At 32.9% G+C, this 14,289-nt stretch carries 15 protein-coding genes and 1 tRNA gene; 7 read left to right on the top strand and 9 right to left on the bottom strand.

Annotated elements, in window-relative coordinates; genetic code table 11:
• Nucleotides 1-9: 9 nt before the first annotated feature.
• Together HYN56_RS00765 and HYN56_RS00760 are read right to left on the bottom strand one after the other, a co-directional pair.
• A complete protein-coding gene (locus tag HYN56_RS00765; RefSeq protein WP_109190443.1) occupies nt 10-270 on the bottom strand; it encodes a hypothetical protein in 261 nt (86 codons plus the stop codon).
• 272 nt (nt 271-542) lie between these two features.
• Entirely contained in the window at nt 543-1,637 is a 1,095-nt protein-coding gene (locus HYN56_RS00760) for a Fic family protein (RefSeq protein ID WP_109190442.1), read from the bottom strand.
• 577 nt (nt 1,638-2,214) lie between these two features.
• Between HYN56_RS00760 and HYN56_RS00755 the strand changes: the two genes are divergently transcribed.
• Nucleotides 2,215-2,721: a restriction endonuclease gene (locus tag HYN56_RS00755; protein WP_167398256.1), complete on the top strand. Its 507-nt coding sequence runs from the start codon at nt 2,215-2,217 to the stop codon at nt 2,719-2,721.
• Between the two features lie 104 nt (nt 2,722-2,825).
• Here the strand turns inward: HYN56_RS00755 and HYN56_RS00750 are convergent.
• Nucleotides 2,826-2,899 (bottom strand) — tRNA-Met (locus HYN56_RS00750).
• 151 nt (nt 2,900-3,050) lie between these two features.
• Between HYN56_RS00750 and HYN56_RS00745 the strand changes: the two genes are divergently transcribed.
• Together HYN56_RS00745 and HYN56_RS00740 are read left to right on the top strand one after the other, a co-directional pair.
• Nucleotides 3,051-3,443: an START-like domain-containing protein gene (locus tag HYN56_RS00745; protein ID WP_091497265.1), complete on the top strand. Its 393-nt coding sequence runs from the start codon at nt 3,051-3,053 to the stop codon at nt 3,441-3,443.
• 54 nt (nt 3,444-3,497) lie between these two features.
• On the top strand, nt 3,498-4,334 hold the full coding sequence (locus tag HYN56_RS00740; RefSeq protein WP_109190440.1) for an aminotransferase class IV: 837 nt from the start codon (nt 3,498-3,500) through the stop codon (nt 4,332-4,334).
• Here HYN56_RS00740 and HYN56_RS00735 read toward each other — a convergent pair.
• The 6 genes from HYN56_RS00735 to HYN56_RS00705 form a co-directional block, all read right to left on the bottom strand.
• Nucleotides 4,331-4,891, bottom strand: a complete 561-nt coding sequence (locus tag HYN56_RS00735; protein ID WP_091497270.1) for a YqgE/AlgH family protein — start codon at nt 4,889-4,891, stop codon at nt 4,331-4,333. The genes HYN56_RS00740 and HYN56_RS00735 overlap by 4 nt on opposite strands.
• Before the next feature lie 128 nt (nt 4,892-5,019).
• Nucleotides 5,020-5,292: an HU family DNA-binding protein gene (locus HYN56_RS00730; RefSeq protein WP_008464760.1), complete on the bottom strand. Its 273-nt coding sequence runs from the start codon at nt 5,290-5,292 to the stop codon at nt 5,020-5,022.
• 180 nt (nt 5,293-5,472) lie between these two features.
• Nucleotides 5,473-6,420: a methionyl-tRNA formyltransferase gene (gene fmt, locus HYN56_RS00725; RefSeq protein WP_109190439.1), complete on the bottom strand. Its 948-nt coding sequence runs from the start codon at nt 6,418-6,420 to the stop codon at nt 5,473-5,475.
• Nucleotides 6,420-8,315: a RecQ family ATP-dependent DNA helicase gene (locus HYN56_RS00720; protein ID WP_109190438.1), complete on the bottom strand. Its 1,896-nt coding sequence runs from the start codon at nt 8,313-8,315 to the stop codon at nt 6,420-6,422. Before HYN56_RS00720 ends, fmt begins: the two co-directional genes overlap by 1 nt.
• A gap of 64 nt (nt 8,316-8,379) precedes the next feature.
• Entirely contained in the window at nt 8,380-8,913 is a 534-nt protein-coding gene (locus HYN56_RS00715; RefSeq protein ID WP_109190437.1) for an AAA family ATPase, read from the bottom strand.
• Between the two features lie 640 nt (nt 8,914-9,553).
• Nucleotides 9,554-10,465 (bottom strand): alpha/beta hydrolase family protein, encoded by a 912-nt coding sequence (locus HYN56_RS00705; RefSeq protein WP_109190435.1) that lies wholly within the window; start codon nt 10,463-10,465, stop codon nt 9,554-9,556.
• A 280-nt stretch (nt 10,466-10,745) separates the two neighbouring features.
• Here HYN56_RS00705 and HYN56_RS00700 point away from each other — a divergent pair, with 280 nt between their 5' ends.
• From HYN56_RS00700 to HYN56_RS00685, 4 genes are all read left to right on the top strand, one after another.
• Entirely contained in the window at nt 10,746-11,042 is a 297-nt protein-coding gene (locus HYN56_RS00700; RefSeq protein WP_109190434.1) for a DUF493 family protein, read from the top strand.
• A gap of 3 nt (nt 11,043-11,045) precedes the next feature.
• The gene (locus tag HYN56_RS00695; protein ID WP_109190433.1) at nt 11,046-11,768 is read left to right on the top strand and encodes a DUF4290 domain-containing protein; all 723 of its coding nucleotides are present in this window, start codon (nt 11,046-11,048) and stop codon (nt 11,766-11,768) included.
• 101 nt (nt 11,769-11,869) lie between these two features.
• The gene (murA, locus tag HYN56_RS00690) at nt 11,870-13,183 is read left to right on the top strand and encodes a UDP-N-acetylglucosamine 1-carboxyvinyltransferase (protein ID WP_109190432.1); all 1,314 of its coding nucleotides are present in this window, start codon (nt 11,870-11,872) and stop codon (nt 13,181-13,183) included.
• Between the two features lie 146 nt (nt 13,184-13,329).
• Entirely contained in the window at nt 13,330-14,208 is an 879-nt protein-coding gene (locus HYN56_RS00685; protein ID WP_109190431.1) for a cation diffusion facilitator family transporter, read from the top strand.
• Nucleotides 14,209-14,289 lie beyond the last annotated feature (81 nt).

The raw sequence follows: 14,289 nt of genomic DNA, 5'->3' as shown, positions 1-14,289 counted from the left end.
GATAAAAAATTATTTATTGTCCTGCTCAAATTTATCAATATCAGAAATCTGATCTAATATATTGGTTTGGTTAGGCGAAATATAATTTTTCACTTCAGGAGGAGTTTCTTTTTTGAACAAAAGATCTAAAGCGTGGTATAGTTTTAATAAAACATCTTTGTCTTCTTTTGCAATATCTAAAGCAGTATTAAAATTGAAAACATAATTATTCGAATTACGTACTTCTACTTTTATCGTTTTTGATGTGATTTTAAATTTTACTATATCCATTTGGTACTAAAATACTTAGATTGAAAAAAGTGGGTTTGATGTTTTTTATGCTGCATTATAAGTTACAAATTTAGTACAAATTACAAAGATTTGTAAATAAAAAAAGCACCACTTTAAAAAAAGTATTGGGATTATATTGGACTTAAGAATGTGTTTATGATTAACATGAGATTTATAACGTGTTAACTTTTTTGAAATTTTCTAACATGAGAATTTTAACATGTTAAGTTTTTTAAGTTTTTTTTACATGAGCATATATTTAAAATATAAATTTATTTAAATTTAAACTGTTGAGGTGCATTGTGTAAAAAGTCGTATAATGCTGTATTAATGTAAAAGTTTTCTTTTCCTATTTTATGTAATGTTACTAACTGAATATCTATAAGTTGATCTAAGTATTTTGATGCTGTTTGTCTGGTAATATCCAAATCCTGAACTAGAAAATCAATCTTGGTGTACGGATGTTTAAATAAATTATTTATTAAATCTTGAGAATACATTTTTGGCAAATTTGTTCGGATTTTTTGTTTGTAATCCATCATCAAGATTTTAATTCCTCTGATAATACCAGTCGTTTGAATTGAGGTTTGTTCTATTGCTTCAAGCATAAATAAAATCCATGGTTCCCAATTGTGCGTTATTCTGGTTTCTTGTAATAAGTGATAATAATTTCCTTTGTTTTGATTTATATATCTGCTTAAATAAAGAATAGGTAAGTGGAGTAAATTTTCTTTCACAAGATATAAAATATTAATTATTCTTCCAGTTCTCCCATTTCCATCATAAAATGGATGAATGCTTTCGAACTGATGATGAATAATTGCCATTTTTACAAGTGCGTCAATATCGGTCAAAGTATCATCATTTATGAATGTTTCCAGATTACTCATCAAATTAACAATCTCATCATGGTTTTGCGGTGGAGTATAAACAGTTTCTCCAGTTTCGCCATTTTTAAGTGCTGTACCAGGAAGTTTTCTAAAACCAGATTTAGTTTCTTCAAGTACACTTTGAATTTCTATAATATGATTGCAAGTAATAATTTGTTTTTGACGAACAACTATAAACCCTTCTTTTAAAGCAGAAGCATAATTATAAACCTCTTTGGCAGCTGAACTAGCAAATTGCTGTGCTATATTATCACTGCTAAATAGTTCATCATGTGTTGTAATGATATTTTCAATTGCCGAACTGTCTTTTGCTTCTTGTAGAGAAAGTGTGTTTAAGATAATAACCTCATTTGGGATAGTTTCAGCAACACCATTGAGTTCAGCTAGTGCCTTGTGAGCCAATGCTAGTTTTTTAAGTACTGCTTTACTTTCTACTTCATGTTGTAAAGGCAATAACGGAAGAGGATATTGGCTCATTTATTTTAAATTTTGTAATTAGTTTCTGATTTCATTTATTTTTAATGCAATTGAAATCAATTTTTGAATAACATTTCTTTCGTGTTGTAAATCTAAGTAATTTTTATAATATCTGCTTAGCTTTATAGGCTACTCCATTCATATGATAAAATTTAATTGTAATTTATTCGTTGTAATGCTATAAATACTTTTGTGTTACATATTAATTTTAAAAATCCTTCATTTTTAAATCGGTAAACATTATGTATCTTGATTCTATAAATCCAAAATTCACATCCGATAGCAGACATAATACTAGATGTATTTACTGTAAAACTGAACTTTTAATTCAAAAAATTGATCAGATTTTAAATGTTTCCTTGAACGATATTAAACATCGCTTTAATGGACATAGAATAATCATGGAGAACATTCATGGAGGTTTTGAAAAAAAAAATTTCAGAATTATTTCGAACTTGAATTATGAGAACACAATTTTAGGAAGTTGTTTAGTTTGTGGATGGTGGAAAATTTTAGAAAGATATTGGGTGGGGGCTCAGTGGCAAATGTGGAATGTTTTTTTGGTTTAAATGGATCGTTGAAAAACTTAGATTACAATAAATCAGATTTGCCCTTGTCGGAAGTGAGAAATTATTTAGTGAGAAATTATGAAAATAGATTTGATGTAAATCCAAGACTTTTTGAAAAGCTGGTTGCGGATGTTTATAAGGACTTTGGTTATGATACGATTTGTTCTGGATACACAAATGATGGCGGGATTGATGTTGTTCTAAGAAATAATAATTCAACTATAGGTGTTCAAGTTAAAAGATCAAAGAATAAAATTAAGTTAGAACAAATACGATCTTTATTAGGAGCATTAATAATAAATGGGCATAAGAACGGAATGTTTGTATGTTCTTCTGATTTTCAGAAAGGTACTTATGCTATAGCGGAACGATTTTCAATAGAACTTATAAATGGGAATAGATTTTACGGTCAGTTAAAAGAGGCTCAAATAATCAGAAATAAATTGTCTGATATTGATGTAACTGCTATTCGAAATTTATATTACGATGATTGTTATCCTATGAATAGTTTATAGATTGAATATTGAAATGTTCAATATTCAGGTTAGTCTTTCTTTGAGTGAAAGAAAATTATAAATAAAAACCCTTAAACATTTCTGTTTAAGGGTTTTGCCTTTTGTAGCGAGGACGGGAGTTGAACCCGTGACCTCAGGGTTATGAATCCTGCGCTCTAACCAACTGAGCTACCTCGCCTGGACTGCTATCATGAATTCCTGATTGCGGGTGCAAAGATAGAAATAATATTAAAGCGTGCAAGCATAAAATGAAGAAAAAAAAATATTTTTAAAAACGCATTGTTTTTGGACATATATTCTTATATTTCCAAAAAAATTAAAAGTAGCACATGGAGTCAAAAATACGTTACGAAATAGAGTTTCCGATCAATTCTTCGCCGCAATTATTGTATCAATATATATCAACTCCGTCAGGTTTACAAGAATGGTTTGCTGACAATGTTAATTCAAGAGGAGAGTTTTTTACATTTATCTGGAATGATTCACAGGAAAAAGCCCGTCTGGCATCTAAAAAATCTGGTGAAAAAGTAAAATTTAAATGGGTTGACGAAAGCAGTAAAGACACTGATTACTTTTTTGAACTTCATATTTTAGTTGATGAATTAACTAAAGATGTATCATTAATGGTAGTTGATTTTGCAGAAAAAGAAGAATTAGGAGAAGCTAAACAATTGTGGGAGAATCAAATCTCAGACTTGAAACATCTTATAGGATCTGTTTAGTAAAAGTCTATTTTATACCTTATATTTGCCCTGAACAAAATTCAGGGTTTTTTTATGATTAATTTTAACGGAAACATAGCGCAGGAAGACAATATACTAACGCTAAACCGCGCTTTTTTGTATGGTGACGGAATATTTGAAACAGTAAAAATTGTCAACGGAAAAATCTTGTTTCTCGAGGATCATTATTTTAGACTGATGGCTTCAATGCGTGTCGTTAGAATGATGATTCCTATGGATTTTACCATGGAATATTTTGAAGAACAAATTCTTAATTTGGTTAACCAATTAAATATTTCCGCTTCAGCAAGAGCCAGAATCACTGTTTTTAGAAAAGATGGTGGTTTGTATCTTCCTAAAACAAATGATATTTCTTTTTTAATAAACGCCATTTCTCTTGGAAATAAAGGATATAGTATAAATACAAATGAATACGAAGTAGATTTGTATAAAGACTTCTATGTTACAAAACAATTATTATCGTCGCTTAAAACGACTAATAAAATGATTAATATAACAGGAAGCATTTTTGCAGAGGAAAACGGCCTTGCGAATTGTATTTTACTGAATGACAGCAAAAACGTAGTTGAAGCACTTCAGGGAAATATCTTTATGGTTTCAGGAAATAAACTGATTACACCGCCGGTTTCAGAAGGAGCTTTAAACGGAATAATGCGCAAACAAATTTTAGCTCTAGCTAAGAAAGTAGAAGGCATAGAGGTTTCAGAAGAAATAATTTCGCCGTTTGATCTTCAGAAAGCAGACGAATTATTTCTGACAAATGTAATCACAGGGATACAGCCGATAACTAAATATCGAAAAAAGGAGTTTAAAGTAAATCTGGCTCATTTATTAGTGCAGAAACTAAATGAATCCATTTCTGAAAATTAATTCAGATATGGATTTTCAGGTGCATTAGACCAAATAAGATAATCACCGCCAAGCTCAATAATCTGCTCTTTCCAAAAGTGCGTAGTGGATTTTCCGATAATTTTGTTCTTATAATTATTATCAGCAATAATCCAGGAGTTTCCCTGCATTTCATTTTCCAACTGATTTTCGTCCCAACCAGTATACCCTAAGAAAAAGCGAATGTTGTTTTTGCTAATAGCACCGCTGTTTATAAGGTCTTTGGTAGATTCAAAATCACCTCCCCAATAAATTCCGTTCGAAATCTCAACACTATTTGGGATTAATTCAGGAATATTGTGAATGAAATAAAGGTTGTCTTGTTCTACAGGTCCTCCGTTGTATATCTTAAAGTTGGCATCAATTTCCGGTATTAAGTCACTAATAGTATATTTTAATGGCTTATTGATTATAAAACCTATTGATCCTTCTTTGTTATGGTCTGCTAATAAAATTACCGATCTGTTAAAAGATAAATCTCCAATTATTGAAGGCTCGGCAATAAGCAGGTGTCCTTTTTTTAATTTTTCTGAAATCATACGGTTACAATTTTTATTAAATTTAATCATAAAAAAATTAAAATCACAAAAAAAATCGTTAAACCGCATAAAAAAACCTTCCTAATGGAAGGTTTTAATTATATTGTAAGTTTAGAGAACTTTCTTACTTAGTTCACTGCACCTTCTAATTCAGCACCAGCTTTGAATTTTACAACATTTTTAGCTGCGATTTTAATAGTTTTTCCTGTTTGAGGGTTTCTACCGTCTCTAGCAGCTCTAGAAGAAACTGACCAAGATCCGAAACCTACTAATGAAACTCTTCCTCCTTTTTTCAAAGTTGTACCTACGTTACCTAAAAAAGACTCTAAAGCTAATTTCGCCGCAGCTTTTGTAATTCCTGCATCAGCAGCGATAGCATCGATTAATTCTGATTTGTTCATAATAATTAGTTATTAATTGTTGGTTAAAAAAAATTGTTAATACACAAATTTAGTAGGAAATCCGTTGCGTGCAAGTCTTTTCTTTAATTTTAGCAAAAATTGTTAATAACTTGCTTTTTTTGTTCATAAAGAATGTTATTCATCGATAAAAATCAAGTACAAACCCCTGTTTTACTGACGTTAATAGACTTTTGCGGCATCTGAAAAGCTTACTCCATTTAATATTTCTGAAGCAAGCATTCTTTTTTTTCCTGGAAATTGTAAACTTAATAACTGAATAAAACCCTCTTTTATTGCAATCTTGATTTCTTTTTTACTGCTAATTAATTTTCCAATCTCATAAGAATGGGACTCTGAGATCAGTTTTGCCTCATAAATTTTGATGTTAAGTTCCTCGTTTTGATCTTTTAAATAACACCAGGAAGCAGGATATGGACTTAATCCTCGAATCAGATTATTGATTTCTGCTCCGGATTTTGTCCAGTCAATTTTACAGTTTTCTTTGTTTAATTTATAAGCCGTTTTGATTTCGTCGTTATCTTCCTGGATTGTAGTGGTTACATTTCCGGTTTCAATAACTTTTAAAGTATCAATAACGGTTGTGCTTCCTAAATGCATCAAACGATCATGTAATTGTCCTGCAGTTTCTTCCGGTTCAATTGCGATTTCAGAATTTAGAATCATTGCACCAGTGTCAATTTTATCATCAATAAAGAAAGTGGTAACTCCGGTTTTGGTTTCTCCATTTATAATTGCCCAGTTAATAGGTGCCGCCCCGCGATAATTTGGCAATAAAGAGGCATGAAGGTTGAATGTTCCTAAACTTGGCATTTCCCAAACTACTTTTGGTAACATTCTAAAAGCTACAACAATTTGTAAATTAGCATTTAAGGCTTTTAATTCTTCTAAAAAGTTCTCGTCTTTTAAATTGGTTGGTTGTAATAAAGTAAGATTATTGGCAAGTGCATATTCCTTTACAGCCGAATATTTTATTTTTTGTCCGCGTCCTGCCGGTTTATCTGCAGCAGTAATTACGCCGACAACCTCGTAGTTGTTTTTGATAATGGTGTCCAAAATGCCGACAGCAAATTCGGGAGTTCCCATAAAAATAATTCTCAATTTCTCCATTATGATTTTAAAGTGTATTTATTATTCGCTTGTATAATGATATGATTGTTTTCGAGCAATTCCTGAAGAACCGAAATAATGTCTTTTGTATCCATTTTGATTTGGGTTTCAATTTCTCTCGAAGTCAAAGAAGCTGTTTTTAAAAGTGATAAAATTTTATCAGCAATCGAATCTGCTTCTGTAATTTTTCCTTTTTGGGTAATGCAGTATGAACAAATACCGCAGTTTTCGTTGGTTTCTTCTCCAAAATAATTCAAAACCAATCTGTTTTTGCAAGTTTTGGTGTCTTTTATATAATGTAAAACAGAATGAAGCTGTTCTTTTTTAACTTGATTTTGTTTTTCTAAATATTTTGAAACCCTATTTATAGTAAGATCGTCTTCGCGGACTTCATTAAATAAAATAGTAGCGTCGTTGTTTTTAGATTTGTACTCGATAATTTCCTTTTCCTTTAATTTTTCTAAAACCGCAACAACTTGTTCTTCGGTATGATTAGATTTTTTAGCAATCAATCCTAAATTCAGATTTGATTTTACTTCATAAACACCAGGATAGGTTCTCAAAATGGCCAGCATAATTTCTTCATCATTTGGATTCAGACTCATGTATCGAATTACCTCTTTAGATTCAATCAAAAACTGAATATTAATTTTTTCAGAAAATTCCTGTGACATGGTAATAATTCCCTGCTGACTCAAAAACTGCAAAGCATTATAAGTTTTTAAAGTAGGGAAGTCGTATTTATTGCAAAAATGATTCAATTTAAAAGAAAAAGATTCATCAAGACCTTCGCCATAAGCAATCTGAAAATAATTACAAAGCTTAACGTACATCGTTTTCAGGAACTTTTTATCAGGAAGAATATTGATAAACTGCTGTTCAGTCTGGATCATATCCGAATTATTGTAAAGCAAAACCGAAAATGCTTTAGCGCCATTTCGTCCTGCTCTGCCAGATTCCTGATAATAATTTTCTAAGTTTTCAGGAAGCTGCGTATGAATAACCGTTTTAACATTGTCTTTGTCAATTCCCATTCCAAAAGCATTCGTTGCTACGATAACCTGCGCTTGTTGAGACATCCACAACTGCATGTTTTTGTCTTTTTCTTTTGCCGAAAGTCCGCCGTGATAATAAGTCGAAGTGAATCCAAGTGATTGCAATTGCGAAGACATATTCAAACAAGCCTTACGATTTCGAACATATATAATAGAAGGTTGCGGATTCTTTTTCAGGATTTGTTCTGTTCGATACAATTTATCTTCTACTTCAAAAACCATATAAGCAATATTTTTACGCTCAAATGATTGTTGAAAATGTCTAGGATTTTTTAGTTCTAACTGCGTTCTGATATCTTCAATAACTCTCGGAGTTGCTGTAGCAGTTAAAGCCAGAAAAGGAATTTTAGGGAAGAATTTTTTCAGTTCAGAAATTTTAAGATATGCCGGTCTAAAATCATGCCCCCATTGCGAAACACAATGCGCTTCGTCAATAGCAATTAAATTAATTGGAAGATTTTTGATACGCTCGAGAATCCAGTCTGATTGTAGTCTTTCAGGCGACATGTATAGAAATTTATAATTTCCATATTGACAATTGTCCAGTAAATCTATGATTTCTTCGGTATGAATTCCACCGGTAAGAGCAATAGCTTTAATTTCTCTTTTCTGAAGATTCATTACCTGATCTTTCATCAAAGCGATCAAAGGCGAAATAACCAAGCAAATTCCTTCCTGCATCATAGCTGGAACCTGAAAACAAATCGATTTCCCGCCACCCGTCGGAAGCACCGCAAAAGTATCCTGTCCTTCCAGAACCGAATCGATAATTTCTTTTTGCAACGGCCTAAAACTGTCGTGTTTCCAGTATTTTAGAAGAATATCCTGCGCTCCGAGCATTGCATTAGTTTTAAAGTTAAAAATTTAGAAAACAGTTCTAGTTTTGCAACTTTAAAACCTTTTACTAAATTTTGTCTAAGATATAAAGAATTCTGTTTTCAACCGTATCTTTTGGAACCTCAATCAGTTCGTAACCGTATTTTTTATAGGTCTCAATAAGATGTTCCTGAATTTTAACAGCCTGCTCAAAATTTTCATAACGTTCTGCGTCGCTTTGGTAAATTTCTTCCCAAGGTGGCAGAATAAAAGTTTTAGTGTATTTATAGTCTTCACAAGCTTTTGTAAAACTGTCCGGATATTCGTCTCCAATGTAATCCATATAAGCTACAACATCAGGAATACCTCTGTCAATAAAGACAATATTATCAGGTTCTTCAAGAGCACTTTTGTATTGCTGAATACGACCATCCAGTAACATTTCGCTAAACAAAAGAGGTTTTTCCAGAAACAATTGTTCAATGCCTTCCTGTTGTGCTTTCATGGTAACCTGTCTGGAGATTTCAGGATAGCAGCAAAAGCCACGAGCTACCAATTCGTTAATAAGTGTTGATTTTCCAGTACCGGGACCGCCAAGTAGGACTATAATTTCTTTTTGCACTATTCTAAAAATAAAGCGCAAATTTACCTAAACTTATTCGTAATTAAAAAGAATATTTATAAGAAGCGAAAGATTTGGCATTTTTAGCAGGCATGGGTTCCTGCTGTCCGCTCCAATCTTTTGCTTTTTAAAGAAAAAAGCAAAAGGATTTCCGCTTCCATCAGGGCTAGAGGAGAAGCATGGTTTTGTTTTTGGAATTATTTTTTGAAGCGCCATCTCCTGCAAGGTTTTGAAAACCTTGTAGGTATATTTCGATTTTCAATTTTATATGTTTCGTTCCAATGGAACTCTTTTTAAATGTCGATTCAAAACAACGGATTGAAATCCGTTGCTACAAAATAAATCGTTCTTATTGAACTTATAAAAAAGAGCCGTAGGTTCGAAGAATATTGTAGGGACTAACTCCTGCAAGGTTTTCAAAACCTTGTAGGTATTTCGTTTTTTTTTTTTAATTCTATACTATTTCGTTTCGATGGAACTTATAAAAAAAAAGCCATAGGCTCGAAAAATATTGTAGGGACGAATTTTAATTCGTCGATATAATAAAAGTACAAGATTTAAAGAGCCTTAGGTTCTGCATATATTTTATACCTACAAGGTTTTGGAAACTTTGCAGGAAATTAAATGAGAATTGAAAAAATTACTCACAAAAAGAATACTTTCCAGAACCTTTTCCTTTTTTAGAATGCTGAATCAAATGCGACTCAAACTTCTTCCCTTTCAAAACATCATTTACGAAATCTAAGACATATTGCTGTCCGTCATGAAAAAGGTAACCAGAGAATTCATGTCCGCCGCCACAGAAAGTAATGAGTTCGATGTCTTTATGTAAATCTCTCATTTGGTTATAAACCGAATAAGAACCAAAAAGAATCAGCCAGCCCGAAGCATTTGTTGGACAAGAACGATGTGAACCCGCAGCATACGGAACTGTGTCATCATTGCTTCCATGTGCCAATAACATCGGAATCGCTTTTTCTTTTGTAATCAAATTAATATCCTGAATAGCACCGGAACCTCCAATAAATCCTTTGTATGTAAAGTTTTCAGGCAAATTACTTTTGTAAAGATTCATCAGTTTATAATCCCAAAATGAAGCATGGAAACCAATTTCGGCTCCCGCACTAATTCCGGAAATAAAGATTTTTGAAGTATCAAGATTATATTTATCTGCATTTTCGACTAAAAAAGCAGTTGCCTGCCACATATCGCTCACACCAATTTGAATGGCTTTTATTTTTTCGGTCAAAGTTCCTTTACAACCAAAATCTTTTCCTTTCATGTATAAACTGTACGAAATGCTTGCAACCGCATAACCGTTTTGCGCCATGAATTTTCCAAAATCTTTTTCGCTTGTACGTTCTCCACCGGAAAATCCTCCGCCGAAAGCAAACATAATTAGAGGGATTTTTTCGCCAGCTTTTTTCTTTGGCATGTATAAATCTAAATCCAGTTTTAAAGTGTCATTTTGGAAATAAGTCAGCGTTTTGACTTCTTGTGCTTGGATATTGTTGAATATTAGGACGATAAAAAGTAAAAGGATTTTTTTCATTGTAATGTATTTTAATCTCGCAAAGTCGAAAAGTTTTTCTGCCACGACTCGAACGAGAGTGAACAGGCGAAGCAATTTCACAAATTTTCGCTAATTTTTGTTTTTTGATTTGCCAAGTTAATTAAAATTAAGGAAATTGAATTTTAGGAATGAATAATTTGTGTTAATTAGTGTAATTTGTGGCAAAAAAATAGACTCATTTTTAGAGTCAAAAAATCTAAAATCTAAACTCTGAAATCTGAAATCAAAACCGTATATTTGCGTTTATTTTTAATTACGAATGGAGAACGATAACGAAAAAAATACAGCCGAATTTTACGAAAGATTAAAATTAGAGCTTGATAACGCAAACACTTGGCCAGCAGAATATTTATACAAATTTATTGTACCTTCTGTAGCCGATAATGTAGAGCGCGTTGAAAAAGCTTTTGATCGAATGGGGGCAGTTATTAAAACAACAAAATCGAAAACAGGTAAATTTACCAGTGTTTCTATAGATGTTACGATGCACAGCTCAGATGATGTGATCAGTAAATACAAAGAAGTTTCTACAATTGAAGGTATAGTTTCATTATAACTTATGATCGAAAAATATAAAAGAGAAGCCGCAAGTGACGTTGTTTATAACTTAGAATACAATTCTGAAAGACAACGCTTAATTATTCCGGAGTATGGTCGTCATTTACAAAAACTGATAGATCAGGCTACTGCAATCGAAGATGATGAAACGCGTAACAAAGCGGCAAAATATATCATTCAGGTTATGGGAAGTCTAAACCCGCATTTGCGTGATGTGCCGGATTTTCAGCATAAACTTTGGGATCAGCTTTTTATTATGTCAGATTTCAAACTGAATGTTGAGTCGCCATACCCAATTCCGTCAAGAGACGTTTTGCAGTTAAAACCGGAGATTTTGCAATATCCACAGAACTTTCCAAAATACAGATTTTATGGAAATAACATCAAATACATGATTGATGTTGCCAATAAATGGGAAGAAGGCGAAATGAAAAATGCTTTGGTAATGGTAATTGCCAACCACATGAAAAAGTCTTTCCTGAGCTGGAACAAAGACACGGTAAAAGATGATGTGATTTTTGAGCATTTATACGAATTATCAGGAGGAAAAATAAACTTACTGCACAGCACAGAGGAGTTATTAAATACAACTGATTTAATGCGTACCAATAAGCGCATGTCGAATAAAACAGCTTCCGGAATACAGCCAAAAGCTCAGAATAACAAGAATAACAACAAAGGCGGACAAAAAAAGAATTTTCAAAAAAACAATAATCAAAAGTAAAAGAGTTGCTAAGTTGCTAAGATACTAAGTTGCTAAGTTTTTTACTTAGGACCTTAGGGTCTCAGAATCTTAGAAACTTTGAAAGAACCTAAAAGAAATCTATGGGAATTTTTAAAATCGAAGGAGGAATTCCTTTAAAAGGAGAAATCACTCCGCAGGGAGCAAAGAATGAGGCATTACAAATTTTATGTGCCGTGCTGCTGACAGGAGAGAAAGTAAAAATTAATAACATTCCTGATATTATAGACATCAATAAATTAATCACTTTGTTGGGGAATTTAGGGGTGAAAATTCAACGTAACGAACCTGGATCAATCACTTTTCAGGCAGATGAGGTTAATGTTGGATATTTAGAAACTGAAGCTTTCAAAAAAGAAGGTGGAGCGCTTCGTGGTTCTATTATGATTGTTGGACCGCTTTTAGCTCGTTTCGGAAAAGGATATATTCCAAAACCAGGAGGAGATAAAATTGGTCGTCGTAGATTAGATACACACTTTGAAGGTTTTATTAACCTTGGAGCAAAATTCAGATACAACAGAGAGGATCATTTTTACGGAGTAGAAACTCCTGAGGGAGGTCTTAAAGGAACAGATATGCTTCTTGATGAAGCTTCTGTAACCGGAACTGCAAATATTGTAATGGCTGCAGTTTTAGCAAAAGGAACAACTACAGTTTACAACGCTGCCTGTGAGCCTTACTTACAACAGTTATGTAAAATGCTAAACTCTATGGGAGCTAAAATCACAGGAGTTGGTTCTAATTTATTAACTATCGAAGGTGTTGAAAGCCTTGGAGGATGCGAGCACAGAATTCTTCCTGATATGATCGAAATTGGTTCTTGGATTGGTCTTGCGGCTATGACAAAAAGCGAAATCACAATCAAAAATGTAAGCTGGGAGAATTTAGGTTTGATTCCAAACACTTTTAGAAAACTGGGAATTACTGTTGAGAAACGTAATGATGATATTTATATCCCGGCTCACAAAGACGGATATGAAGTAAAAACAGATATTGACGGTTCTATCTTAACTATTGCCGATGCTCCATGGCCAGGATTTACCCCTGACTTATTAAGTATCGTTTTAGTGGTGGCAACGCAAGCAAAAGGAGATGTTTTGATTCACCAAAAAATGTTCGAAAGCCGTTTATTCTTCGTGGATAAATTAATTGATATGGGAGCAAAAATTATGTTATGTGATCCGCACAGAGCTGTGGTTATGGGGCATAATTTCGAATCTCAGTTGAAAGCAACTACAATGTCTTCTCCTGATATTCGTGCGGGAATCTCATTATTGATTGCGGCGCTTTCTGCAAAAGGGACGAGTACAATCCAGAATATCGAGCAAATCGACCGTGGATACGAGCGTATTGACGAGCGTTTAAGAGCAATCGGCGCAAAAATCGTAAGAGCTTAAAAAGTTATAGCCACGAATTGCACTAATTTTTATTTTTTGAAATTCAATTGCACAAATTTAATTTTAAAAAATTAGTGAAATAAAACACAAAGTTAATCTTCGTGTAATTTGTGTAATTCGTGGCGAAAAAAAATAATATTCGTTAAATGACAAACGAACAAAAAGCTGTAAAAGCTACTATTTTTAGTATAATAGGAAACACCTGCCTGGCCTTGATAAAAGGATTGGCAGGTTTTTTTGGCAATTCTTATGCCCTGATTGCAGATGCAATAGAATCAACTACAGATATATTTGCTTCCTGTCTGGTTTTATTCGGAATCAAGTATTCTAATAAACCAGCCGATGAAAATCATCCGTATGGTCATGGTCGTGCAGAGCCTCTGATTACTTTCCTGGTGGTTGGTTTTTTAATTACTTCGGCTACTATTATTGGATACGAAAGTATTGCTAATATTGGAACTTCGCACGATTTGCCAAAATCCTGGACATTATATGTCTTAGGGGCTATTATTATCTGGAAAGAATATTCTTTTCGTCTGGTAATGAAAAGAAGCAAACAAACCAATAGTTCTTCTTTGGCCGCTGATGCATGGCATCATAGGAGCGATGCCATAACTTCTGTTGCCGCTTTTATCGGAATTTCGATAGCCTTGATTATGGGAAAAGGTTACGAATCAGCAGATGACTGGGCTGCTCTTTTTGCAGCGTTTTTTATTTTATATAACAGTTATAAAATTTTCAGACCAGCACTTGGCGAAATTATGGATGAAAATTTGAATGAGGATTTGGTTGAAGAGATTCGTGTTGTGGCTCTTACTGTTCCTGGGATTTTGGGGACTGAAAAATGTTTTATCCGCAAAGCTGGAATGAAGTATCATGTCGATCTCCATGCTATTGTTTCAGCAAAGATATCTGTTAAAGAAGGACATGATTTAGCACATAAACTGAAAGATACATTGAGAGAAAAAAATCCTGAATTAGGACATGTATTAATTCATGTTGAACCAGATGATTATAATTGTTAGAGAGTTTCAAAGTTGTAAAATTTTAAAGGCATAAAGTTTTTGCAAAATCTAAATTTCTTTGCAAAGTTTAAAATAAAAAAA

The organism is Flavobacterium crocinum (assembly GCF_003122385.1).
GTDB lineage: Bacteria > Bacteroidota > Bacteroidia > Flavobacteriales > Flavobacteriaceae > Flavobacterium > Flavobacterium crocinum.
Note: the sequence above shows the minus strand (reverse complement) of the source record. Positions and strands in the feature narration are given on the sequence as shown.

Coding starts and splice junctions, on each gene's coding strand:
- HYN56_RS00765 (WP_109190443.1), bottom strand. CDS start 270: ATGGATATAGTAAAATTTAAAATCACATCAAAAACGATAAAAGTAGAA.
- HYN56_RS00760 (WP_109190442.1), bottom strand. CDS start 1,637: ATGAGCCAATATCCTCTTCCGTTATTGCCTTTACAACATGAAGTAGAA.
- HYN56_RS00745 (WP_091497265.1), top strand. CDS start 3,051: ATGGAGTCAAAAATACGTTACGAAATAGAGTTTCCGATCAATTCTTCG.
- HYN56_RS00740 (WP_109190440.1), top strand. CDS start 3,498: ATGATTAATTTTAACGGAAACATAGCGCAGGAAGACAATATACTAACG.
- HYN56_RS00735 (WP_091497270.1), bottom strand. CDS start 4,891: ATGATTTCAGAAAAATTAAAAAAAGGACACCTGCTTATTGCCGAGCCT.
- HYN56_RS00730 (WP_008464760.1), bottom strand. CDS start 5,292: ATGAACAAATCAGAATTAATCGATGCTATCGCTGCTGATGCAGGAATT.
- fmt (WP_109190439.1), bottom strand. CDS start 6,420: ATGGAGAAATTGAGAATTATTTTTATGGGAACTCCCGAATTTGCTGTC.
- HYN56_RS00720 (WP_109190438.1), bottom strand. CDS start 8,315: ATGCTCGGAGCGCAGGATATTCTTCTAAAATACTGGAAACACGACAGT.
- HYN56_RS00705 (WP_109190435.1), bottom strand. CDS start 10,465: ATGAAAAAAATCCTTTTACTTTTTATCGTCCTAATATTCAACAATATC.
- HYN56_RS00700 (WP_109190434.1), top strand. CDS start 10,746: ATGGAGAACGATAACGAAAAAAATACAGCCGAATTTTACGAAAGATTA.
- HYN56_RS00695 (WP_109190433.1), top strand. CDS start 11,046: ATGATCGAAAAATATAAAAGAGAAGCCGCAAGTGACGTTGTTTATAAC.
- murA (WP_109190432.1), top strand. CDS start 11,870: ATGGGAATTTTTAAAATCGAAGGAGGAATTCCTTTAAAAGGAGAAATC.
- HYN56_RS00685 (WP_109190431.1), top strand. CDS start 13,330: ATGACAAACGAACAAAAAGCTGTAAAAGCTACTATTTTTAGTATAATA.